The organism is Brevundimonas sp. SS2672, assembly GCF_059579685.1.
Genome location: NZ_CM184201.1, coordinates 393,884 through 415,723 on the forward strand (window position 1 = coordinate 393,884; position 21,840 = coordinate 415,723).

The 21,840-nt window shown below is 69.1% G+C and carries 14 protein-coding genes and 1 pseudogene; 6 read left to right on the forward strand and 9 right to left on the reverse strand.

Going from position 1 to position 21,840, the window contains the following annotated elements; translation table 11 throughout:
* Positions 1 to 42 precede the first annotated feature (42 nt).
* Positions 43 to 1,551, reverse strand: a complete 1,509-nt coding sequence (locus AC52GN_RS01950) for a CYTH and CHAD domain-containing protein (protein ID WP_496528007.1) — start codon at positions 1,549 to 1,551, stop codon at positions 43 to 45.
* A gap of 89 nt (positions 1,552 to 1,640) precedes the next feature.
* On the opposite strand from AC52GN_RS01950, the gene AC52GN_RS01955 reads away from it, so the two are divergent.
* Positions 1,641 to 3,221: a bifunctional GNAT family N-acetyltransferase/carbon-nitrogen hydrolase family protein gene (locus tag AC52GN_RS01955; protein ID WP_291779489.1), complete on the forward strand. Its 1,581-nt coding sequence runs from the start codon at positions 1,641 to 1,643 to the stop codon at positions 3,219 to 3,221.
* Between the two features lie 147 nt (positions 3,222 to 3,368).
* Here the strand turns inward: AC52GN_RS01955 and AC52GN_RS01960 are convergent, their stop codons facing one another.
* The 3 genes and pseudogenes from AC52GN_RS01960 to AC52GN_RS01970 all read right to left on the reverse strand — a co-directional run bounded on the left by AC52GN_RS01960 (position 3,369) and on the right by AC52GN_RS01970 (position 7,844).
* A complete protein-coding gene (locus AC52GN_RS01960) occupies positions 3,369 to 4,427 on the reverse strand; it encodes a CaiB/BaiF CoA transferase family protein (RefSeq protein ID WP_496528008.1) in 1,059 nt (352 codons plus the stop codon).
* A 125-nt stretch (positions 4,428 to 4,552) separates the two neighbouring features.
* A pseudogene (acs, locus tag AC52GN_RS01965) lies at positions 4,553 to 6,435 on the reverse strand (acetate--CoA ligase).
* Between the two features lie 89 nt (positions 6,436 to 6,524).
* The gene (locus AC52GN_RS01970) at positions 6,525 to 7,844 is read right to left on the reverse strand and encodes a DcaP family trimeric outer membrane transporter (protein ID WP_496528009.1); all 1,320 of its coding nucleotides are present in this window, start codon (positions 7,842 to 7,844) and stop codon (positions 6,525 to 6,527) included.
* A gap of 181 nt (positions 7,845 to 8,025) precedes the next feature.
* Between AC52GN_RS01970 and AC52GN_RS01975 the strand changes: the two genes are divergently transcribed.
* A complete protein-coding gene (locus AC52GN_RS01975) occupies positions 8,026 to 8,640 on the forward strand; it encodes a response regulator (RefSeq protein ID WP_338578000.1) in 615 nt (204 codons plus the stop codon).
* 239 nt (positions 8,641 to 8,879) lie between these two features.
* Here AC52GN_RS01975 and AC52GN_RS01980 read toward each other — a convergent pair whose 3' ends face one another.
* The 5 genes from AC52GN_RS01980 to AC52GN_RS02000 all read right to left on the reverse strand — a co-directional run bounded on the left by AC52GN_RS01980 (position 8,880) and on the right by AC52GN_RS02000 (position 18,022).
* Positions 8,880 to 12,254 (reverse strand): hybrid sensor histidine kinase/response regulator, encoded by a 3,375-nt coding sequence (locus AC52GN_RS01980; RefSeq protein WP_496528010.1) that lies wholly within the window; start codon positions 12,252 to 12,254, stop codon positions 8,880 to 8,882.
* Between the two features lie 286 nt (positions 12,255 to 12,540).
* Positions 12,541 to 14,211, reverse strand: a complete 1,671-nt coding sequence (locus AC52GN_RS01985; protein ID WP_496528011.1) for an MFS transporter — start codon at positions 14,209 to 14,211, stop codon at positions 12,541 to 12,543.
* A 393-nt stretch (positions 14,212 to 14,604) separates the two neighbouring features.
* Positions 14,605 to 16,050, reverse strand: coding sequence for an NAD-dependent succinate-semialdehyde dehydrogenase (locus tag AC52GN_RS01990; protein ID WP_496528012.1), 1,446 nt, complete (start codon positions 16,048 to 16,050; stop codon positions 14,605 to 14,607).
* A gap of 86 nt (positions 16,051 to 16,136) precedes the next feature.
* On the reverse strand, positions 16,137 to 16,739 hold the full coding sequence (locus tag AC52GN_RS01995; RefSeq protein WP_291779514.1) for a response regulator transcription factor: 603 nt from the start codon (positions 16,737 to 16,739) through the stop codon (positions 16,137 to 16,139).
* A complete protein-coding gene (locus AC52GN_RS02000) occupies positions 16,736 to 18,022 on the reverse strand; it encodes a two-component system sensor histidine kinase NtrB (protein WP_496528013.1) in 1,287 nt (428 codons plus the stop codon). The genes AC52GN_RS01995 and AC52GN_RS02000 overlap by 4 nt, the downstream gene beginning before the upstream one ends.
* 374 nt (positions 18,023 to 18,396) lie before the next feature.
* On the opposite strand from AC52GN_RS02000, the gene AC52GN_RS02005 reads away from it, so the two are divergent.
* From AC52GN_RS02005 to AC52GN_RS02020, 4 genes are read left to right on the forward strand one after another with little or no spacing between them, the layout of a single operon-like run.
* The gene (locus tag AC52GN_RS02005; protein WP_496528014.1) at positions 18,397 to 19,131 is read left to right on the forward strand and encodes a TorF family putative porin; all 735 of its coding nucleotides are present in this window, start codon (positions 18,397 to 18,399) and stop codon (positions 19,129 to 19,131) included.
* A gap of 49 nt (positions 19,132 to 19,180) precedes the next feature.
* Positions 19,181 to 21,181 carry a methyl-accepting chemotaxis protein gene (locus AC52GN_RS02010; protein WP_496528015.1) on the forward strand — a complete coding sequence of 667 codons (2,001 nt, stop codon included), beginning with the start codon at positions 19,181 to 19,183 and terminating at the stop codon, positions 21,179 to 21,181.
* Positions 21,181 to 21,462, forward strand: coding sequence for an STAS domain-containing protein (locus AC52GN_RS02015; RefSeq protein ID WP_291779526.1), 282 nt, complete (start codon positions 21,181 to 21,183; stop codon positions 21,460 to 21,462). Before AC52GN_RS02010 ends, AC52GN_RS02015 begins: the two co-directional genes overlap by 1 nt.
* Entirely contained in the window at positions 21,459 to 21,824 is a 366-nt protein-coding gene (locus AC52GN_RS02020) for a response regulator (protein ID WP_003169188.1), read from the forward strand. The genes AC52GN_RS02015 and AC52GN_RS02020 overlap by 4 nt, the downstream gene beginning before the upstream one ends.
* Positions 21,825 to 21,840: the final 16 nt, after the last annotated feature.

Below are 21,840 nucleotides of genomic sequence, written 5' to 3' on the forward strand. Positions count from 1 at the left end.
CGGGAACATTTATCGCCATGCGACCGATCTTGTCGTGACCTCTCAGCCGCGCCAGTAGGGTTGGACGCGGGACAGGCGGGCGAAGGCGCGGCCTGAGGCGGCGCGCAGGACGGCGGCGCTCCGTTCGCGGCGGCCGATCAGCCGCCCGGCGGCGAAGGCGATCTCGGGCGAGGTCAGTCGGGCCTCGGCGGGGATGCGGTCGCGCGCCACGGCCAGGTCGTTGAGGGCGCCGAAGCGGTCCTGCACCTGCTCCAGGCTTTTGAGGAAACGCCGCTCGCGGCGGGGATGGTCGAACAGGCCGGCGAAGAACTCGGCGGCATAGCGCAGGCGTTTGACGCGGATGCGCAGACGGTGGCGGCCCGCGGCGTCCAGTCGGTCGAGACGGCGGCCGCCGCGTCGTACGCGTCGGTTCAGCCTTTGCAGGGCCTCGGCGGCGAAGTCGGCGACAGGCCGCTGTCGGCGCCAGGCGCGCACCGGATCGGGGTCGCTGCGCCAGGCGCCGGTCTCGATCCAGGCCAGAGCCTCGAACATCAGGGCGGCGTAGCGCGGCGAATCGATCGCCGCCATCGCCCGGCGGTAGGTGCCGCTGCGGGCCGCCAGCAGTCGCAGGCCCAGGGGAGCGAGGTCGGGGTCGGGCGTCTCCAGCGCGGCGGGGTGGAAGACATCGCGGATGAAGACGTCGAGGTCGCGGGCGGCGTCGGTCTCATGCGCCAGCCATTTCAGCTCGGCGACGACGGGGGCGGCGTCCTGACCCAGCAGGGGTTTGAATACGGACAAGGCGGCGCGCAGGCGGCGCAGGCCGACCCGCAGCTGATGCAGGGCCTCGGGACGGCGCACCCGGCGCAGCAGTTCGGCGTTGGCCGAGACCTGGCCCAGGGCGGCCAGGGCCGTGCGGCGCAGGGCCGCTTCGGCGCTCAGGGCGCGGGGCAGGGGATCGACGAGGGCGGTGCGGGGCGCGCGCTCAAGCCCTTCGGCCAGGCGCCAGCCGCGCTCGGCCTTGCTCTCGAACAGGGGGATCAGGGCTATGTCGGCCGACAGGCGCCGGGCCAGGGCGAACAGGGCCTGGGGCGGGCCGTCCTTCAGCTCCAGTTCGAGTTCGCGCAGGGGTTCGACGCGGTCGCCCGCCGACAGTTCGCCCTCGTCATAGGCGGCCTCGATCACCGCGCCGTCGAAGGCGACCAGACGGGTGCGGCGGCGCACCGTGCTGGCGAAACGGGGAGCCAGGTCGCGGCGGCGGCCTTTCAGCAGGGCGGCGGCGGGCGTCGCCTTCAGCGCTTTCCAGTCGAGGGCTTCGCCGGCGACCGGCGTCTCCCATTCGGCGCGGTTGAGGACGTCGCCGCCGGTCTGGCCCTTCAGGGTCTGGACGAAGCCGCGTCCCGTGGCGCGTACTCGCAACCCCCAGCCGGCGCGCCGCAACACCTGGTCGGGCGTGTCGAAATAGACGGAGCGCAGGGACTGCACGCTGTCCTCGCCCGCCAGGGCCGGGTGGGCGGCCAGGCGGGCGGCGGCGCCCGGTCCCAGCCGAAATTTCAGTTCGATTTCCTGCGTCATGCCGGACATGACGCCATTGTGCGCCTATCCTCATGCCGGTCCAAGACGATGAAATGATCCAACGGCCAAGCTCGAGCGTTAGGGAGTGCATGACTGATCTTCAGACCGCCCAAACCACCCAGACCGCCGAACCGGCCAAGCCCGCCGTCCTGACCATCCGCAACGCCCGCATGGGCGACGTCGCCGGGATCAACGCCCTGGTGGCGCGGGTCTACAAGGATATGCCGCCCTATACGGCGGGGATGCTGCGCGGCCAGATCGCCACCTATCCCGACGGCCAGTTCGTGGTCGAGTTCGAGGGCGAGATCGTCGGCTACGCCGCCAGCTTCCGCATCGACGAGGCTTCGGCCATGGGGCCGCACACCTGGGACCAGATCACCGGCGGCGGCTATGGCGCGCGGCACGATCCCGAGGGCGAATGGCTGTACGGCATGGAGGTCTGCGTCGACCCCGCCCGGCGCCGCCTGCGCATCGGCCAGCGCCTGTACGACGCGCGCCGCGACCTGTGCGAGGCGCAGAACCTGAAGGGCGTGGTCTTCGGCGGGCGGATGCCGGGGCTGGCGCGCCGCCGCGCCGCCTATCCCGACCCGAACGCCTATGTCGAGGCGGTGCGCGACCGCAAGGTGAAGGACCCGATCATGGCCTTTCATCAGCGCTCGGGGTTCGAGCCGGCGGGGGTGCTGCTGAACTATCTGCCGTCGGACAAGGCGTCGCTGGGCCATGCGGCGCGCTGGGTCTGGCGCAACCCCTACTATGTCGAGGCGACCGGCAAGGGGGCGGCCTTTGCGGTCAAGGAGACGGTGCGCGTCGCCACCGTCCAGCTGCAGATGCGCAAGGTCGAGAGCTTCGGCGAGTTCATGGACAACGTCGAATATTTCGTCGACGTGGGGTCGGACTATCGCGCCGACTTCGTGGTCTTCCCCGAGCTGTTCACGCTTCAGCTGCTGTCGCTGGAGACGAAGAAGCTGACGCCTGCGGAATCGATCGAGGCCCTGACCCGCTACACGCCGCGCTTCGTCGAGGCGATGCGTGAACTGGCGGTCGGCTACAACGTCAACATCATCGGCGGCTCGCACCCGACGCGGACTGAGGACGGCGAGATCCAGAATGTCGCCTACGTCTTCCTGCGCGACGGCTCGGTGCATGAGCAGGAGAAGATCCACCCGACCCCGAACGAACGCCACTGGTGGAACATCAAGGGCGGCGACCGCGTTCACGCCATCCCTACCGACTGCGGGCCGATCGGGGTGATGATCTGCTATGATTCCGAGTTCCCGGAACTGGCGCGGCGTCTGGCGGACGAGGGGGCGCGCATCCTGTTCACCCCCTTCTGCACCGACAACCGGCAGGGGTATCTGCGGGTGCGCTACTGCTCGCAGGCGCGGGCCATCGAGAACCAGTGCTACGTCGTGCTGTCGGGCAATGTCGGCAACCTGCCGAACGTCGAGAACATGGACATCCAGTATGCGCAGTCGTGCATCCTGACGCCGTGCGACTTCCCCTTCGCGCGCGACGGGGTGGCGGCCGAGGCCAGCGAGAACGTGGAGACGGTCACGGTGGCGGATCTGGACCTGTCCGATCTGGCCTGGGCCAAGGCGCAGGGGACGGTGCGGAACCTGCGCGACCGGCGGTTCGACCTCTACAAGACGGTGTGGACGGACGGAGGGTGAAATCCTCTCTTACCGCTCATCCCGGCGGACGCCGGGATCCAGCAAGAGCGGCGCGCGCGAGGCCTGGTTGTTCATGCCGCGCGGGTGGGGCCAAAGCACTGGGCCCGGGCGTCCGCCGGGGTGAGCGGGGATTTCGTGACCTGCCTTCTATTCCGGCCGCTTCGCCGGACTGTCTCGGAAGCGGGGCGCGGGCGCGGGCTGCACCACGCCCTGCGCGGTGACGAAGGCCTCGCGGGCGCGGTTGTGCGGGTGGTCGGGGGCTTCGGTCATGGACAGGACCGGGGCGACGCAGGCGGCTTGGGCGTCGGGGTCATTGCACCAGTCGTCGCGGGTGCGGGTGCGGAAGACGGCGGCCAGTTTGTCCTTCAGCCTCGGCCATTGTTCTGGGTCGAAGGGCATGGCGAAGTCGGGGTCGTTCGCCAGTCCGGTCAGCCGCATCAGGGCGATGTAGAAGGCCGGTTCGATGGCGCCGACGGCGACGAATTTTCCGTCTGACGTCTCATAGACCTCATAAAACGGCGCGCCGGTGTCGAGCAGGTTGACGCCGCGCTCGTCGCGCCAGGCGAGGCTGGGCGGCAGGGGCGCGGGCAGGTTCTGGCGGAAGCCCCAGATCATGCTCATCAGCAGGGCGGAGCCGTCGGTCATGGCGCAGTCGATGACGTCGCCGCGCCCGGTGCGCTGGGCCTTGAGCAGACCGGCGACCATGCCGAAGGCCAGCAGCATGCCGCCGCCGCCGAAGTCGCCGACCATGTTGATCGGCGGGGTCGGCTTTTCGCCCGCCCGCCCGAAGGCGTGCAGCGCGCCCGAGACGGCGATGTAGTCGATGTCGTGGCCCGGCGTCGGGGCCAGCGGTCCGTCCTGGCCCCAGCCGGTCATGCGGCCGTAGACGAGGCGCGGATTGTCGGCCAGCAGCGTGTCGGGGCCGAGGCCGAGGCGCTCCATCACGCCGGGCCGAAAGCCCTCGATCAGGCCGTCGGCGGTGCGGATGAGGTCGCGGATCAGGGCGGCGCCCTCGGGCGTCTTCAGGTCGGCCTCGACCAGGCGGGCGCGGCTGCGGTTCAGGGGATCGCGCAGGTCGGGCGCGGCGCCGGGGCGGTGGACCAGCACTACCTCGGCGCCGTGATCGGCCAGCATCATGCCGCAGAAGGGGGCGGGGCCGATGCTGGCGATTTCGATGATGGTCAGGCCGTCGAGGGTTCCGCTCATGTCCGGCACTGAAGCCGAGGCGGGCGGCCCCGTCCAGCTTGCGCCGTCCGGGACCGCCTCTTCGGGGGGAGCTGAATGATGTACCGCTCACCCCGGCGTCCGCCGGGATGAGCGGATTTGGATGTCTACGCCGCCCGGTTCTTCACCAGATCGTCCACCACCGACGGATCGGCCAGCGTCGAGGTGTCGCCCAGGGCGCCCAGTTCGTTCTCGGCGATCTTGCGCAGGATGCGCCGCATGATCTTGCCCGAGCGGGTCTTGGGCAGGCCCGGCGCCCACTGGATCACGTCGGGAGCGGCGATGGGGCCGATCTCCTCGCGGACCTGGGCGATCAAGGCCTTGCGCAGGTCTTCGGTGGCCTCGACCCCCTTGTTCAGGGTGACATAGGCGTAGATGCCCTGACCCTTGATGTCGTGGGGGAAGCCGACGACGGCGGCCTCGGCCACGTCGTCGTGCAGGACCAGCGCGCTCTCAACCTCGGCCGTGCCCATGCGGTGGCCCGAGACGTTGATGACGTCGTCGACCCGGCCGGTGATCCAGTAATAGCCGTCTTCGTCGCGGCGGCAGCCGTCGCCGGTGAAATACTTGCCCGGATAGGTCGAGAAATAGGTGTCGAAGAAGCGCTGGTCGTCGCCATACACGCCGCGCATCTGGCCCGGCCAGGAGTCGGTGATGCACAGATTGCCCTCGGTCGCGCCCTCCAGAACCGCGCCGTCGGCGTCGACGATCTGCAACTCGACGCCGGGCAGGGCCTGGTCGCCGAGCCGGGCTTCAGGTCCGTGGCGCCGGGCAGGGGCGAGATCAGGGCTCCGCCCGTCTCGGTCTGCCACCAGGTGTCGACGATGGGCAGGCGGCCTTCGCCGACCACCTCATGATACCAGCGCCAGGCCTCGGGGTTGATCGGCTCGCCGACCGTGCCCAGCAGGCGCAGGGACTTGCGGCTGGACGCCTTCACCGGGGCGTCGCCCTCGCGCATCAGGGCGCGCAGGGCCGTGGGGGCGGTGTAGAAGATCTCAACCTGATGCTTGTCTATGACTTCCCAGAAGCGGCTGACGGTGGGATAGTTGGGCACGCCCTCGAACATCAGGCTGGTCGCCGCATTGGTCAGGGCGCCGTAGACGACATAGGTGTGGCCCGTGACCCAGCCCACATCGGCCGTGCACCAGAAGACCTCGCCGGGACGGTAATCGAACACCAGCTCATGGGTATAGCTGGCCCAGAACAGATAGCCGCCGGTGGTGTGCAGCACGCCCTTGGGCTTACCCGTCGAGCCCGAGGTGTAGAGGATGAACAGCGGATCCTCGGCGTTCATCGGCTCGGGCGCGCAGTCGGGCGAGGCTTTGTCCGTCTCGACGCCCCAGTCCAAGTCGCGGCCCTCGATGAAGGGCACGTCGGCGCCGGTGTGGCGCAGGACCACCACGGTCTTCACGCCCGCGACCTTTTCCAGCGCCTTGTCGACATTGGCCTTCAGCGGCACGCGCTTGCCGGCGCGGCAGCCTTCGTCGGCGGTGATGACGAACGCAGATTCGCAGTCCTCGATCCGCCCGGCGATGCTGTCGGGCGAGAAGCCGCCGAAGATGACCGAATGCACGGCGCCGATGCGGGCGCAGGCCAGCATGGCGTAGGCCGCTTCGGGGATCATCGGCAGATAGATGGTGACGCGGTCGCCCTTCTTGACGCCGTTGGCCTTCAGCACATTGGCCAGGCGGCACACACGCTCATGAAGTTGGCCGAAGGTGACGGTTTCGCTGTCGGTCGGTTCGTCGCCTTCCCAGATGATGGCGACCTCGTCCCGGCGGGCGGGCAGGTGGCGGTCGATGCAGTTGACCGAGGCGTTCAGCACCCCGTCCTCGAACCAGCGGATGCGGAAGTCGGCCTTGTTGAAGGAGACGTCCTTGATCTTGGTCGGAAAGGTCATCCAGTCCAGCCGCTCGGCCTGCGTAGCCCAGAAGGCGTCAGGGGTCTCTCGCGCCTGAATCCGGGCCGCTTCATAGCCGGCGCGGTCCATGTGGGCGCGGGCGGCCAGTTCGGCGGGGACGGGATAGATTTCCGGATCAGACACGCGATTTTCCTCCAGGGTCTTTTTCTTCTTCGGCCTTAGAAGCCGTATTTGGCGAACAGGATCAGACGGGTCATGTCGCCGTCCAGCCCTGACTCCAGCTTGCGATCAGCGAACATCACCTCGGCGCCGACATCAAACGCCGCAACCGGCGACCAGATCAGATTGGCGTGAAGGCTCTGGGCCGAGCGGTTGGCGGCCGCGCCGGTCAGGGCGACGTCGTTGTCGACCTTCTGCGTGGACCAGATCAGGCTGGAGCGCCAGCCCGGCACCCAGACGTGGCGATAGGCGGCGAAGCCTGCGATCACGCCGATGGCCTCCAACTCGCCCGAGGCGTCCAGCACGGCGTCGTTGGAGAAGTTCAGCCCGACATAGCGGCCGATGCCTTCGCCGCCGGTCAGCATCAGGCGGATGTCGTCCTGCGCCCCGACCTTGAATAGCGCCGAGGCCGACAGGCCCCAGCCTGTGGCGGTCGAATCGATGTCGGTCGCCGGGTTCTGATACTTCAGCTGACGCACCAGGCCGGACAACTGGACCGCGCCCCACGGACGGCTCAGCACGTAGCGGGCGGTCAGGTCGGGCAGGCTGTTGTCGTCGGCGATGATCCGCGCGCCGCCGCCGAAGGGGGTGACGGTGGTCTCGGGGTTCTCCAGCGCGATGGAGAAGGGGCCGCGCGTGTAGCGGACCTGGGCCTGACGGGCGAAGACCGTGCCCTCGGCCGCGCCGACGAAGTCCGCCGATTCCGGCAGCACGGCGGTGTTCTGGAAGTTGGTCCACTCCTGGCCGATCAGCCAGTTGTCGATGGTGACGAAGGCGCGGCGCAGGGCGGGGTTCGAGCCGCTGGTCGTGCGCTGATCGCCTGAGCCGGGCAGGGTCTGGAAGTCCATCTCCAGCCGCGTGCCGATCTTGTGGCCGCCGACCATGCCGTCGGTGGTCAGCCAGAACCGGGTCTGGCGGGCGTTGAAGTCGGTCGCGACGTCCTCGCTGTCGCCGCCGACGGGGATGGCGCCGGGCAGGTGATAGTCGCGCAAGGGATCGCCGTTGGCGGGGTCGCCGCCGGAATATTTCGACGCCGTGAAGTCGGTCTTGATGAAGCCGCCGAACTTCACCGTGTGGTCGCCGATGCGGAAGCCGTCCGAAGGCGGCGCTGGACGCGTCTCCAGACGGATGATGTCCTGGGCCTGCGACGCCTGCTGGGTGCGAGAGGCGGCGACTTCGGACTTCAGGCTGTTCAGCTCGGCTTCGAGCTGGGCGATGCGGGCTTCCAGGGCGGCGCTGGCCTCTTGAGCCAGTGCGGCGCCGGGGACAAGCAGCAACGCGGCCGCAGCCGCGCCGCCGAACAGACGGCAGCTTCCCATGCGAGGTCCTCCCAGACCGTTGTTCCGGGCCTGTCTGTCGCAGGCCTCAGGACGGCAGCATTCCGCTCGGTCAGGGTTTGCGGCCATTAGCCATTCGTCTAGTTTCGACCAAAGTCGAGGCGCGGCATGGTGTCGTCGCGACGCGGCCGATGAACAAGAACCGCGCGCGGGAAGGACGTCCATGGACCGCATCGTCGTCGCCGACGACCACCCCCTGTTTCGTGCGGCCCTGACCTCGGCCGTCGAAAAGGCGTCCGAAGGCGCGCAGATCGTCGAATGCGCCAGCCTGGCCGAGGCGCAGGCCGCGCTGGGCGCGGCGCCGACGGACCTGCTGCTGCTGGACCTGAAGCTGTCGGACGTGGACGGCATGACGGGCCTGACCCTGATCCGCGCCGATCATCCGGCCGTGCCGGTCGCCGTGGTCTCGGCCAGCGAGGAGGCGCCGACCATCCGCCGGGCCCTGGCGCTGGGGGCGGCGGGCTTCATCCCCAAATCGGCCGCCCTGCCCGAAATGGTCGAGGCGATCCGGGCCATTCTCGAAGGCGAGACCTGGGCGCCCGAGGTTGAGGCGGCGAGCGAGGAAGAGGCCGACCTGCAAGCCCGCATCGCCAGTCTGACGCCGTCGCAGCTGCGGATTCTGGAGGGGCTGAAGGTCGGGCGGCTGAACAAGCAGATCGCCTTCGACCTGGGCGTCACCGAGGCGACGATCAAGGCGCACCTGACGAGCGTCTTTCGCAAGCTGGGCGTGCAGAACCGGACCCAGGCGGTGATCCTGGCGCAGTCGCTGGATATTTAGGGCGCGGTCCAAATGAAAACCCTCTCCCGATGGGAGAGGGCTTGAGCCTCCAAGAGCGAAGCGATTGGGACAGGCGAAAGGGTGAGGGTTCGCGGCTTAAGTCGGCCGAAGGCCGTCGCGTGACGGCTTACGCCGACGGACAGGACAAGCCCCTCACCCTTTCGCGCAAGAACGATCGCTGCGCTCTCGTGCGCTCAAGCCCTCTCCCGCCGGGAGAGGGGAACCCGGTTATCCGTTGATCAGCTTCTCAGAAACGCCTTCAGCGCCGCCGGTTTGACCGGCTTCGGCAGCAGCACGGCGCCGGCCGTCGCCGCCTTCTCCTTCAACCCGTCGCGGGTGTCGGCGGTGACCAGGGCGATGCGCCTGACCCCCTGCGCGCGCAGCTCATCCACGGCGGTCAGTCCGTCCGGCTCGTCGTCGCCCAGGTGAAGGTCGACCAGGGCCGCGTCGAACGGGCCGACGGCCGTGCGCGCTTCGGCGACTGAACGGGCGGTCACGGCCTGCGCGCCCCAGCGGTCGAGCAGGGCCGTCAGGGCGTCGAGGATGGCGGGTTCGTTGTCCACGCACAGCACCCGCAGGCCCGCCAGCGGCAGGCGACGATCATCGACGACGATCTCGGGCTCAGGCCGGGCGGCGGCGCGGGGAACGGCGACGCGGAAGGTCGTGCCGCGCCCGACGTGCGAGGCCAGCGACAGCGGGTGGCCCAGCAGGTCCGACAGCTTCTGGACGATGGCCAGACCCAGGCCCGCGCCCGGCTCGTCCACCGGGGCGCCGGGCAGGCGGACGAACTCGCCGAAGACGGCCTGGCGGTCGGCCTCTGCGATGCCGCGCCCCGTGTCGCTGACCAGGATCTGCACCCGCTCGCCGTCGCGCCGGGCGCCGATCAGCACACGGCCTCGGTCGGTGTAGCGGATGGCGTTGGCGATCAGGTTCTGCAGCATGGAGCGCAGCAGGTCGCGGTCCGAGGCGATCCACAGGCTGGACGGCGCCGCCGTCAGGGTCAGGCCCTTGGCGCGGGCCAGGGGCGTGAACTCGCGCGCCAGTTCGTCGAACAGACCGCCCAGGGACAGCGGCGCCACGGCGGGCTGGACCCCGCCCGCCTCCAGCTTGGACAGGTTCAGCAGGGCGGTCAGCAAACGGTGGGCGCTGTCGATGGCGCGGTCGGCGTTGGTCGCCAGGCCGCGCGCGGGCGATCCGGCCAGATCGGCGTCCTCCCTCAGGGCGGCGATGAACAGGCGGGCGGCGTGCAGCGGTTGCAGCAGATCATGACTGGCGGCGGCCAGGAAGCGGGTCTTGGAGGCGGTGGCGTCCTCGGCCGTGCGGCGGGCCTCCTCTAGCCGTTCGGTGCGGTCGGCGACGCGGGCCTCCAGCCGTTCGTTGGCCTCCTCCAACTCGCGCGCGGCACGGCGCAGGGCGGTGATGTCGGTGTAGCTGGTGGCGTAGCCGCCGCCGGGGATGGGCGCCCCGGACGAGCGCAGGATGCGGCCGTCGGGCTGTTCGCGCTCATGGTCGTGGGGGATGCGGCGGGCCAGGGCCTCCAGCCGCCGCTCGACCCAGGCGTCGATCTCGTGATCCGGCACGCCTGCCTCGCCGCGTTCGGCGTTCAGGCGATAGACGGCGGCGACGGGCAGGCCGACGTGGACGAAGCCGGCGGGCAGGTCGAACATCTCGACATAGCGACGATTCCAGGCGGTCAGGCGCAGGTCCTCGTCCACCACGCTGACGCCCTGGTCGATGTTGTCCAGCGTGGTCTGCAGCAGGTCGCGGTTGAACTGGACCGCCTGCGACGCCTCGTCGAGCATCCGCACCACGTCCTCGGGCGCGCGGCCTCCGGCGGCGAGGGCGGCGGCCAGAACCCGGCGGGCGGCGGCGGCGCCGACGGCCCCCGCCAGCATCCGCTCGGCGGCGCGGGCCAGCGTCGCGTCGGCGGGGTCGGCGTCCTTCAGCCTGATATCCGTTTCGCGCGCCCAGGCGGCGAAGGCGCGCTCGGCCCGCTCGTCGCCGATGAAGCGGGCGACCAGGGCGCGCAGGTCGCCGACCGAGGCCCCGGCCGAGCCGCCGCGCCCCTCCATCCAGTCTGGGCCGAGCCGGTCGACGAAGGCGCGGGCCTGGACCCGGTCGATCAGGCGGGGCGGCCGCGCCCGCGACACCAGGACGAAGACGCCCAGGTTCAGCGCCAGGCTCAGGAAGACGCCCGCCGCGAACGGGTCTTCCAGCCCCAGCATGGCGGGGACGTTCAGGCCGAAGCCGGGCGCCAGCTGCGGCGCGGCCAGCATGACGGCCCAGACCGCCATCCCCGCCGCCAGCCCGGCCAGGGCGCCGCTGGCCCGCCCGCCGCGCCACAGCACCGCTCCGAACAGCGACGGCGCCAACTGGGCTAGGGCGGCGAAGGACACCAGGCCGATCGCCGCCAGGCCGCTGGAGCGGTCCATCGCCAGATAATAGAGCCAGGCCAGCAGCAGCAGGGCGACGATGGCCAGACGGCGGATGTTCAGCAGGGTCCGCGCCATGTCCGGCGGGGCCGCGCCGCGCCGCCGTCCGGCGCCCATCAACGGCAGGACCAGGTTGTTGGACACCATGGCCGACAGGGCCACGGCCTCGACGATGACCATGGCGGTGGCGGCCGAGAAGCCGCCGACGAAGACCACGGCGGTCAGCAGGCTCTGTCGCTCGCCCAGGGGCAGGGCCAGCACCAGCAGGTCGGGATTGGTCTGGGGCGTGAACAGCCCGCCCGCCGCCACCAGCGGCAGGACGGCCAGCGTGGTCAGGATCAGATAAAGCGGGAAGATCCAGCGCGCGCGGCGCACCTGGGCCGGGTCGCCGCCCTCGACGAAGGCGACGTGGAACTGACGCGGCAGGCAGAAGATGGCCAGGGTCGCCACCAGGGTGATGGCCATGAAGCGGGCGTCGATGTGCGGCCATCTTCCCAACTGCCCCAGACTGTCGGCCACGGCCTGTCGCGACGGCGAGGCGGCCAGCAGGAAGACGGCGAAAACGGCGACGGCCAGCAGGGCGGCCAGCTTGACGATGGACTCGATGCCGATGGCCTGGATCAGGCCGCGGTTGTGCTCGGTCAGGTCTGGCCTCCGTGCGCCGAACAGGATGGCGAACCCCGCCAGCACCGCCGCCATGACCAGGACGGTCAGGCTCTCGGACCCGGCGACGGGGGTGCCGACCGTGATCATCTCGCCCGCCATCGACAGCGACTTGAGCTGCAGCGCGATGTAGGGGACCGAGCCCAGGATGGCGACGCCGGCCACCGCCGCGCCCAGCGCCGGGCTCTTGCCGTAGCGGGACGAGATGAAGTCGGCCATCGAGCCGACGTTCTCGCGCCGGGCGGCCGAGGCGATGCGCCGCCACAGCGGCAGCAGCAGGGTCAGCCCCAGGATCGGCCCGGCGTAGATGGGCAGATATTCCCACCCGTCGCGCGCCGCCGTGCCGACGGCGCCGTAATAGGTCCACGACGTGCAGTAGATGGCCAGCGACAGCGCATAGAGCGACGGCCCCAGCATTCCGCGCCGCGCCTTGATCTGCGGCCGCTCGTACCACCAGGCGACGCCGAACAGGGCGGCCATGTAGAAGGCGGTCAGGGCCAGGGTGGCGAGGCTGAACATGGAGGTCATCTGGGCCGGGCGCGATCGCGCGGGCAAGTGAAAAGAGGGCGGCCAGGCCGAAGCCGGACCGCCCGCAGGTTGGCGAAATGCTAGCGCCCCCGTGATCCTTCTCCCCTTGTGGGAGAAGGTGGGCGCCGGAGGCGCTCGGATGAGGGGTGGCGGCGCGGCCTCTGAAACGCATCGAAGACAGAACTGCGCCGAACCGGACGCCGAAGCGTAGACACCCCTCATCCGTCTCGCTCCGCGAGCCACCTTCTCCCAAAAGGGGAGAAGGAAGCCGTCGCGCCTAGTCGTGGATGTTCACGTCCTTGCCTTCCTTCACGAAGAGGACGCCGACGATCAGGGTCAGCACGGCGATGGCGATGGGGTACCACAGGCCGTAGTAGATATTGCCCGTGGCCGCGACCATGGCGAAGGCCGTGGTCGGCAGGAAGCCGCCGAACCAGCCGTTGCCGATGTGATAGGGCAGCGACATGGAGGTGTAGCGCACCTTGGTCGGGAACATCTCCACCAGGGCGGCGGCGATCGGGCCGTAGACCATGGTCACATACAGCACCAGCAGGAACAGGATGCCGATCACCAGCGGCTTGTTGACCAGTTCGCTGTCGGCCTTGGCCGGATAGCCGGCCTGGGTCAGGGCGGCGGTCAGACCGGCGTCCCAGGTCTTCTTCTGCGCGTCGAACTCGGCCTTGGGCATGGTCTTGCCGTTGAAGCTGTCGACCACTTGGTCGCCGATGCGCACCTGGGCCACGGCTCCGGCGGGAGCGGCCTCATTGACGTAGGTGACGCCCGCCTTGGCCAGATGGGTCTTGGCGACGTCGCACGAGCTGTTGAAGACGGTCTTGCCGACGGGGTCGAACTGGAAGTGGCAGTCGGCCGGGTCGGCGATGACGGTCACCGGGGACGACTCCGCCGCAGCGGCCAGGCGCGGATTGGCCGCCTCCGTCAGGGCCCCGAACAGCGGGAAGTAGGTCAGGGCGGCCAGCAGACAGCCCAGCAGGATGATCGGCTTGCGTCCCACCTTGTCCGACAGCCAGCCGAAGAAGACGAAGAAGGGCGTCGCCAGCGCCAGGGCCGCCGCTATCAGGATGTTGGCCAGGGTCGGATCGACCCTCAGCGTCTTCTCCAGGAAGAACAAGGCGTAGAACTGACCCGTGTACCAGACCACGGCCTGACCGGCCGCCAGGCCGAACAGGGCGATCAGCACCAGCTTCAGGTTCGGCCACTTCATGAAGCTGTCCTTCAGCGGGGTGGTCGAACCCTTGCCCTCGGCCTTCATGCGCTTGAACGCCGGGCTTTCCGACAGCTTCAGGCGGATCCACAGGGACACGCCCAGCAGCAGGATCGAGACCAGGAAGGGGATGCGCCAGCCCCAGGCGACGAAGGCCTCTTCGCCGATGCTGAAGCGGACGCCCAGGATCACCGCCAGGCTGAGCAGCAGGCCCACGGTGGCGGTGATCTGGATGAAGGAGGTGTAGAAGCCGCGCTTGCCGTCGGGGGCGTGCTCGGCGACGTAGGTGGCGGCGCCGCCGTATTCACCGCCCAGCGCCAGGCCCTGGATCAGGCGCATCAGCACCAGGATGATCGGGGCGGCGATGCCGATGGCGGCGTAGGGCGGCAGCAGGCCGACCACGAAGGTCGAGATGCCCATCAGCAGCATGGTCACCAGGAAGGTGTTCTTGCGTCCCCACAGGTCGCCCATGCGGCCGAAGACGATGGCCCCGAACGGGCGCACCGCGAAACCGGCGGCGAAGGCCATCAGGGCGAAGATGAAGCCGGTGGTCTCGTTCACGCCCGAGAAGAACTGAGCGGAGATGATCGCGGCCAGCGAGCCGTAAAGATAGAAGTCGTACCATTCGATGACGGTGCCGACGGAGGAGGCGAGAATCACCAGCCGGTCGTTCTTGTCGACCGTGTGCTCGCCGTCGTCCGCCGCACCCATGGTGCGGTCGGTCATGGGCAGTCCCTTCCTGTGCGGCCGCAATGCGCGGCGCGTTTCCCTCGCGCCCGGCGTGCTTTGCGCCGAGCGTCGGAAGGGAGAGTGACAGCAGGAACGAGGATTTGCGGAGAGCGACCTTGGTCGAATAATCATGTTTCCCTCTCCCGGCGGGAGAGGGCTTGAGCGCACGAGAGCGCAGCGATCGTTCTGGTGCGAAAGGGTGAGGGGCTAAGACGTCAGCCGGCGCGAGCCGTCGCGCAACAGCAGATTGCCTCTTAGTTCACCAAGCCAGAGAGGTTGAAAGGATGCGCCACGGCCTTCGGCCGACTTCCACCGCGAACCCTCACCCTTTCGCCTTCGCCAATCGCTTCGCTCTTGGAGGCTCAAGCCCTCTCCCATCGGGAGAGGGTGCTACAGGCCCATGCAGAGGTATTTGATCTCCAGATACTCCTCGATGCCGTGGCTGGAGCCTTCGCGGCCGAGGCCCGACTGCTTGATCCCGCCGAAGGGCGCGACTTCGGTGGAGATCAGGCCGGTGTTGATGCCGATCATGCCGGTCTCCAGCGCCTCGGCCACGCGCCAGACGCGGCTCAGGTCGCGGGCGTAGAAATAGCCCGCCAGCCCGAAAATGGTGTCGTTGGCCAGGGCGATGCCTTCCTCTTCCGTCTCGAAGCGGACGACGCCGGAGACGGGGCCGAAGGTCTCCTCGCGGCACATCTGCATGTCCTGGGTCACGCCTGACAGCACTGTCGGCTGGAAGAAGGTGCGGCCCAGTTTATGACGTTCGCCGCCGGTCAGCAGGGTCGCGCCCTTGGCGAGGGCGTCAGCGACGTGCTCCTCGACCTTCTTCGCCGCCTTGTCGTCGATCAGGGGACCGATCTGAACGCCTTCGTCCAGGCCGTTTCCGACCTTCAACGCCTGCGTGGCCTTGGTCAGCTTGGCGACGAATTCATCGTGGACGGCGGCCTGCACATAGAAGCGGTTGGTGCAGACGCAGGTCTGGCCCGCATTGCGGTATTTGGAGGCGACGGCGCCCGCCACGGCGGCGTCGACGTCGGCGTCGTCGAAGACGAGGAAGGGGGCGTTGCCGCCCAGCTCCAGACTCATCTTCTTGATGGTCTGCGACGACTGCTGCATCAGCAGGCGGCCGATCTCGGTCGAGCCGGTGAAGCTGATCTTGCGCACCGTCTCATTGGACGTCAGCTCGCCGCCGATGGCCGAGGCCGAGCCGGTGACCACGTTGAACAGGCCGGGCGGCAGGCCCGCCTCTTCCGCCAGAACGGCCAACGCCAGCGCCGAGAGGGGCGTCTGGCTGGCGGGCTTCAGCACGACGGCGCAGCCGGCGGCCAGGGCCGGGCCGACCTTGCGGGTGATCATGGCGGCGGGGAAGTTCCACGGCGTGATGGCCCCCACCACCCCGACCGGCTGGCGCAGCGTCGCCAGCCGTTTGGAGGCGTCATGGCTGGGGATGACCTCGCCATAGGTGCGTTTGCCCTCCTCGGCGAACCATTCGATGAAGCTGGCGGCGTAGGCGATCTCGCCCTTGGCCTCGGTCAGGCTCTTGCCCTGTTCGCGGGTCAGCAGGCGGCCCAGGGCGTCCTGCTCGCTCATCATCAGATCGAACCAGCGGCGCAGGATACGGGCGCGCTCGCCCGCCGTCTTCGCGGCCCAGGGCTTCATCGCGGCCTCGGCGGCGGCGACGGCGCGGCGGGTTTCGACAGCGCCCATGTCGGGGACCGTGGCCAGCACCTCGCCCGTGGCGGGATTGGTCACCTCGATGGTTCCGCCGCCGTCGGCGTCGATCCAGCGGCCCTCGACATAGGCCTGACGGCGCAGCAGGCGGGCGGGATCGGACATGGGGCGGCTCCTTGGACGCAAGACCGGAACAGGGGGAGCCGACATAACGCGCCGGAGCGGGCGCGGCTGCAAGGCGGTGGAAACCTTTAGGTCAGCATCAGGCCCATGCGCACCAGGGCCGACAGGCTGTCGGCCTCCATCTTGGTCATGACCTTGGCGCGGAAGACCTCGACCGTGCGCGGGCTGATCTTCAGGTTCAGGGCCATCTCCTTGTTGGAGGCGCCGGCCACCAGGGCGTCGAACACCTGGCGCTCGCGCGGGGTCAGGCGGGCCAGGCGTTGGCGGGTCTGCTGGCGGGCCTGCTGACGGGCGTCCAGATCGCCGAGCTGGGCCAGGCAGCCCTTCACCACCTCGACCAGTCGGGCGGGGTCGAACGGCTTTTCGATGAAGTCGACGATGCCGGCCTTCATCATCTCAACCGCCATGGAGACGTCGGCGTGGCCGGTGATGACGATCACGGGCCAGGTCTCGCGCAGGTCGGCCAGGCGGCGCACGATCTCCGCGCCGCCCATGCCCGGCATCCGCACGTCGGTGATGACGCAGGCCGAAGCGTCTTCAGGCAGGGCGGCGAAGAATTCGGTCCCGCTGGCGAAGCCGCGCGCGCGCACCCCGCGACCTCGCAACACCCGCAGGAGGGCGTCCCGGACGGCCGGATCGTCGTCGATGATGAAGACGGAGTGATCGCTCATGCGGCCTCGGCCTCCTGATCCAAGGGCAGGGTGAAGAAGAAGGCCGCCCCGCCCAGGGCCGAGCTGCGGTGCAGATCCAGGGCGCCGCCGTGCCGTTCGACGATGGTGCGGGTGACGGACAGGCCCAGTCCCATGCCGCCGGGCTTGGTGCTGGTCATGGGCTGGAACAGGCGGTCGCGCTGATCGTCGGCGACGCCGGGGCCGTTGTCCTCGATGCTGATGCGGTAGCCGTCGACCTCGGCGCGGCCCAGGATACGCACCTCGGCGCCGTCGCGGCCCGCCGCCGCCTCGACGCCGTTGCGGACCAGATTGACCACGGCCTGCTGGAACTGGATGCGGTCGGCTTGCACCCGATCGGAGAACCCGGCCATGTCGATGTGGATGGAGACGCCCCTGTCCTGGCCGATGCGGGTCAGGATCTGCTTCATGTTCTCGACCATGACCGAGGCGCGTTCCTGCGCCAGGGCGCCGGTCTCCTGGGTCAGGAAGGCGCGGATGCGGCGGATGATCTGACCCGCGCGCAGGAGCTGGGCCTGGGCCAGGTCCAGGGTGCGGCAGGCGCTGTCGCCCAGGGAGCCGGCCTTCTCCATGTCCGCCCGGCTGGCGTGCAGATAGCCGCCGGCCGCGCTCAGCGGCTGGTTCAGCTCATGGGCCAGGGTGGCGGCCATCTCGCCGAGGGAGTTCAGACGCCAGACGGTGTTCAACTGGGCGTGCAGTTCGCGGGCCTGGGCTTCGGCGGCGTGGCGCAGCGTCAGGTCGGCCAGACTCAGGGCGACATAGTCCTGGTCCGAACCGCCGGGCGTCAGGGCGAACTGGACGCCGACCGGAAAGGCCGATCCGTCCGATCGTCGACCGGTCCAGGAGCCGGAGTCGTTCTCCAGCAGGCCGTTCGATGATCCGGAAGCGGCCAGAAGGGCCATGTCGAACCCCGGCGCCAGATCGGCGAAAGGGCGCCCGAGGGCGTCATCCTTTCTGACTCTGAACATGGCGCAGGCGGCCTCGTTGAGGCGCGAGATCCTGCCGTCACGCGTCAGCATCAGGGCCGCCGTCGACAGGAAGGCCACGTTCAGCAGGGCGTCGCGCGCCGCCAGGGCGCCGCTGAGGCTGGAGGCCTGACGCCAGACCAGGACCAGGGCCGCCGAAGCCGCCAGCGACAGGAGCAGGGCGAGGGGGACGAGGCCGCGCGCCGACGACGGCGCGGCGAGCGCCCCTGTCAGGGCTGCGGCGGCGGCCAGGACGCACGACAAGGCGATCGCCGTCGCCAAAGGGGGCCGGGCGGGCATGACGTCAGGCAGGCGGCGGTCCAATACTGAGTAAATCGAGCTAGTCCTCGTCTCCAATAATTCAGGAGCCGGGCCCTTCTGTGTCGTCATCGTCATGAGGCGGGCGAGGATGACTTATTAGATAGGTCTCGCTCGACGCGCAATTGCCGACTGTATTTGTTCGAGGGCGTCAGAAATGAATATTTCTGCGATAACGTCGATATATACGCAATCTGAGTTCGTGGTTACTTAATCGTTAATAGTTATGCTGAAGGTTGTGTGCGGCAAAAGCTGTGCATGAGAAAGGCGCGCAATTGCGGGTTTCTACGTACGGTCGAGTTTACGATTGCTACCGTTGTCCCGCTCAGAAAGGCCTCAGTCTCAAAGAGGTCTGAATGCCCTTCGAATTCCTCGCCCGGCGCCAGAATGGCGGCCGCGCGTTTCATCCCCCGCTGTCCGGCGGGCTTCTCATCGCCCTGTCGGCGGCGCTGCCGATCGTCCTGGCGACGCCTGCGCAGGCTCAATCCCTCGACGCCCAAGTCGGCGTCGCCAGCGAATATGTCGGCAAGGGACTGGGCAAGAGCGCCGGCGACCCGAGCCTGAACGCCAATCTGGAGGCGTCCTACGGCGCCTTCTACGGCAGCGTCTTCGCCTCGACGGCCAAGCTGTCCCAGGGATCGGACGCCGAGATCATCACGGCCCTGGGCTGGCGGCCCAGGGCGGCGGGGGTGGCCTTTGATCTCTCGGTGATGAACCGCGACCTGCCCGGCACGCGATCGGGCGTCGACGCCAACTATTGGGAATATCAGGCTGACGCGTCGCGCAAGTTCGGGCGCGTCTCGGGACGGTTGCGGGTCAACTATACGCCGGACGGTTTCGCCGCGACCAGGGAAGCCTGGTGGATCGAGGCCCAGGCTGCGACGGCGCTGGGGGCGCGGGCCAGGGCCTCGGCGGCCTTCGGGGTGCGCTCGGCGGACGGCGGGGCCGACTACAACGCCTGGAATCTGGGCGTGAAATACAACCTGACCGAGCGGTGGGCCGCGGACGTCCGCTGGTACGACACGGACAGCCACGATCTCGGCGACAACTACGACGGGCGCCTGGTCGGCGCGCTGAGCTTCAACTTCTGATCGAAAGCCGGTTCGGCTCTCAAGAGAATCTTCACGGGGGAAGAGTTAGATGGACGCCATGTTGAGCGACCTGAAGATCGAAAAGAAACTGATGGCGGCCTTTGCGGTCGTCATTCTGGCCATCGTCGCCATGGGCGCGATGGTCTTCCTCCAGATCAATGCTCTGGAAGGCGCCCGCCTGGACCGGGTTCGCGCCTCCGCCGTGCAGCGCGAGGCCGAGACCGCGCAATTCTATCTGGCGCGCCAGGAGGCGAGCTATCGCGGCTTCCTCGTGTCGCGTGACGCCTATTATCTCCAGCGACTGGAAGAGCATCGCCAGAGCTTCAACAAGAGCCTGGATCGCGTGACCCAGCTCGACAGGACCAGCGCGCCCCAGGTGCGGACCGCGCGAGCCGCCGCCGACGAATGGCACAAGCAGGTGGTTCAGCGGGGCCAGGCCCTGGTCACGGATCAGGCCGGCTGGATGCAGGCCATCGCCATGGTCGGCCGCAACGGCGAAGCGGACAAGTTCATCGACCCGGTCGAGACCACCCTGAACGCCCTGGTGGACAAGAAGGCGCAGGAAAGCCGCGTTTACGGCGAAGTCCAGGTTTCGACGGCCAAGACGGCGCGGATGATCCTGATCGGCGGCCTGGTCCTGGCCCTGGCCCTGGCCGGCGGCATGGCCGTGATGCTGACCAATGTCCTGGCCAGGCCGTTGACGGCGATGACGTCGGCCATGCGTCGTCTGGCGTCGGGCGACACCTCGGTGGCCGTGCCGGCCGCCGGCCGCAAGGACGAGGTCGGCCAGATGGCCGCCGCCGTCCAGACCTTCAAGGACGCCGCGATCGCCAAGGATCGTCTGGAGGCCGAGGCCGCCGCCCAGCGCCAGGCGGCCGAGGACGAGCGCGTCCGGGTCGAGGCCGAGAAGGCTCAGGCGGCCGAGGAAGACCGCGTCGCCATCACGGCCCTGGCCCAGGGGCTGGGCGCCATGGCGAACGGCGACCTGACCCATCGGATGACGGCGGCCGTCGCGCCCAAGGCCGAGCAGCTGAAGGCCGACTTCAACGCCGCCATCTCGCAGCTGGAGCAGGCGGTGGCGGCCGTGATTTCCAATGTCGCCGCGATCCGGTCGGGCTCTGGCGAGATCAGCCAGGCCTCCGACGATCTGTCCCGCCGCACCGAGCAACAGGCCGCCAGCCTCGAAGAGACCGCCGCCGCCCTGGATGAGATCACCGCCACGGTGAACAAGACGGCCGACGGCGCGCGTCAGGCGTCGCACGTCGTGCAGACCGCTCGCAACGAGGCCGAGGCCTCGGGCGCCGTGGTCAGCGACGCCGTCGCCGCCATGACCGCCATCGAACAGTCGTCCAACCAGATCGGCGCCATCATCGGCGTGATCGACGAGATCGCCTTCCAGACCAATCTGCTGGCGCTGAATGCGGGCGTCGAGGCGGCGCGGGCGGGCGACGCCGGTCGCGGCTTCGCCGTGGTCGCCTCCGAAGTGCGAGCCCTGGCCCAGCGCTCGGCCGAGGCCGCCAAGGAGATCAAGACCCTGATCACCGCCTCGGGGCGTCAGGTGGAGCAGGGCGTCAGCCTGGTCGGCCAGACGGGCGAGGCCCTGGGCCGCATCGTCGCCGGGGTGGCCGAGATCGACGGGCTGATGTCGGAAATCTCGGCCTCGGCCCAGGAGCAGGCGACCGGCCTGCAACAGGTCAACATGGCCGTGAACCAGATGGATCAGGTCACGCAACAGAATGCTGCGATGGTCGAGGAATCGACCGCCGCCAGCCATTCGCTGGCCCAGGAAGCCGACGTCCTGGCCGCCTCGGTGGCCCGCTTCAAGGTGGCCCAGGATGCGAGTGTGGGCGCGACTCCGGCGCGTGTTTCAGCGCCCGCGTCTCAAGCCCAGCCGGCGTTCAGGGCCCAGCCGGCGCCGGTCGCTGCGGACGCTGCGCCGGCCCGCACGCCGCAGCCGGTGGCCGAAACGGTAGCCGCCTTGAAGACGATGGGACGCGGCGGCGCCGCCCTGAAGTCTGAAGTCATGGAAGACGGCTGGGAGGAGTTCTGATGACGGCTGTGGTCGTTCTGGCCCCGGTTCTGGACCTGCGCGCGGCCGAGCCGCTGAAGGGCGAGCTGATGGCGGCGCGCGGTCAGGCCCTGACGCTGGACGGTTCGGCCGTCGAGCGGCTGGGCGGGCTGTGCCTTCAACTGCTGTTGTCGGCGATCCGCACCTGGCGCGCCGACGGCCAGGCCTTGACCTTCATCAATGCGTCCGAGGCGCTGACGACCCAATGGAGCGCCTTCGGCGCTTCGCCTTCCGATCTTTCCGCACAGGACGAAATTCAATGACCAAGACCGTTCTGACCGTCGACGACTCGCGCACCATGCGCGACATGCTGATGCTGGCGCTCAAGGACGCGGGCTATCGCGTGGTTCAGGCCGAGGACGGCGTCCACGGCCTGGAGGTGCTTCAGGCCGAAAGCCCGGACATCGTCATCACCGACATCAACATGCCGCGCATGGACGGCTTCGGCTTCATCGAGGGGATGAGGGCGGACCCGGCGTTCAGCGCCGTTCCCGTGCTGGTCCTGACGACCGAGAGCGACGCCGCCAAGAAGCAGCGCGCGCGTGAGGCCGGGGCCACCGGCTGGATCGTCAAGCCGTTCGACCCCGTGCGCCTGGTCGACGCCGTGCGCCGCGTGGCGGCCTAGGCGAGAGAGAGACGGG

Coding starts and splice junctions, on each gene's coding strand:
- AC52GN_RS01950 (WP_496528007.1), bottom strand. CDS start 1,551: ATGACGCAGGAAATCGAACTGAAATTTCGGCTGGGACCGGGCGCCGCC.
- AC52GN_RS01955 (WP_291779489.1), top strand. CDS start 1,641: ATGACTGATCTTCAGACCGCCCAAACCACCCAGACCGCCGAACCGGCC.
- AC52GN_RS01960 (WP_496528008.1), bottom strand. CDS start 4,427: ATGAGCGGAACCCTCGACGGCCTGACCATCATCGAAATCGCCAGCATC.
- AC52GN_RS01970 (WP_496528009.1), bottom strand. CDS start 7,844: ATGGGAAGCTGCCGTCTGTTCGGCGGCGCGGCTGCGGCCGCGTTGCTG.
- AC52GN_RS01975 (WP_338578000.1), top strand. CDS start 8,026: ATGGACCGCATCGTCGTCGCCGACGACCACCCCCTGTTTCGTGCGGCC.
- AC52GN_RS01980 (WP_496528010.1), bottom strand. CDS start 12,254: ATGTTCAGCCTCGCCACCCTGGCCCTGACCGCCTTCTACATGGCCGCC.
- AC52GN_RS01985 (WP_496528011.1), bottom strand. CDS start 14,211: ATGACCGACCGCACCATGGGTGCGGCGGACGACGGCGAGCACACGGTC.
- AC52GN_RS01990 (WP_496528012.1), bottom strand. CDS start 16,050: ATGTCCGATCCCGCCCGCCTGCTGCGCCGTCAGGCCTATGTCGAGGGC.
- AC52GN_RS01995 (WP_291779514.1), bottom strand. CDS start 16,739: ATGAGCGATCACTCCGTCTTCATCATCGACGACGATCCGGCCGTCCGG.
- AC52GN_RS02000 (WP_496528013.1), bottom strand. CDS start 18,022: ATGCCCGCCCGGCCCCCTTTGGCGACGGCGATCGCCTTGTCGTGCGTC.
- AC52GN_RS02005 (WP_496528014.1), top strand. CDS start 18,397: ATGCCCTTCGAATTCCTCGCCCGGCGCCAGAATGGCGGCCGCGCGTTT.
- AC52GN_RS02010 (WP_496528015.1), top strand. CDS start 19,181: ATGGACGCCATGTTGAGCGACCTGAAGATCGAAAAGAAACTGATGGCG.
- AC52GN_RS02015 (WP_291779526.1), top strand. CDS start 21,181: ATGACGGCTGTGGTCGTTCTGGCCCCGGTTCTGGACCTGCGCGCGGCC.
- AC52GN_RS02020 (WP_003169188.1), top strand. CDS start 21,459: ATGACCAAGACCGTTCTGACCGTCGACGACTCGCGCACCATGCGCGAC.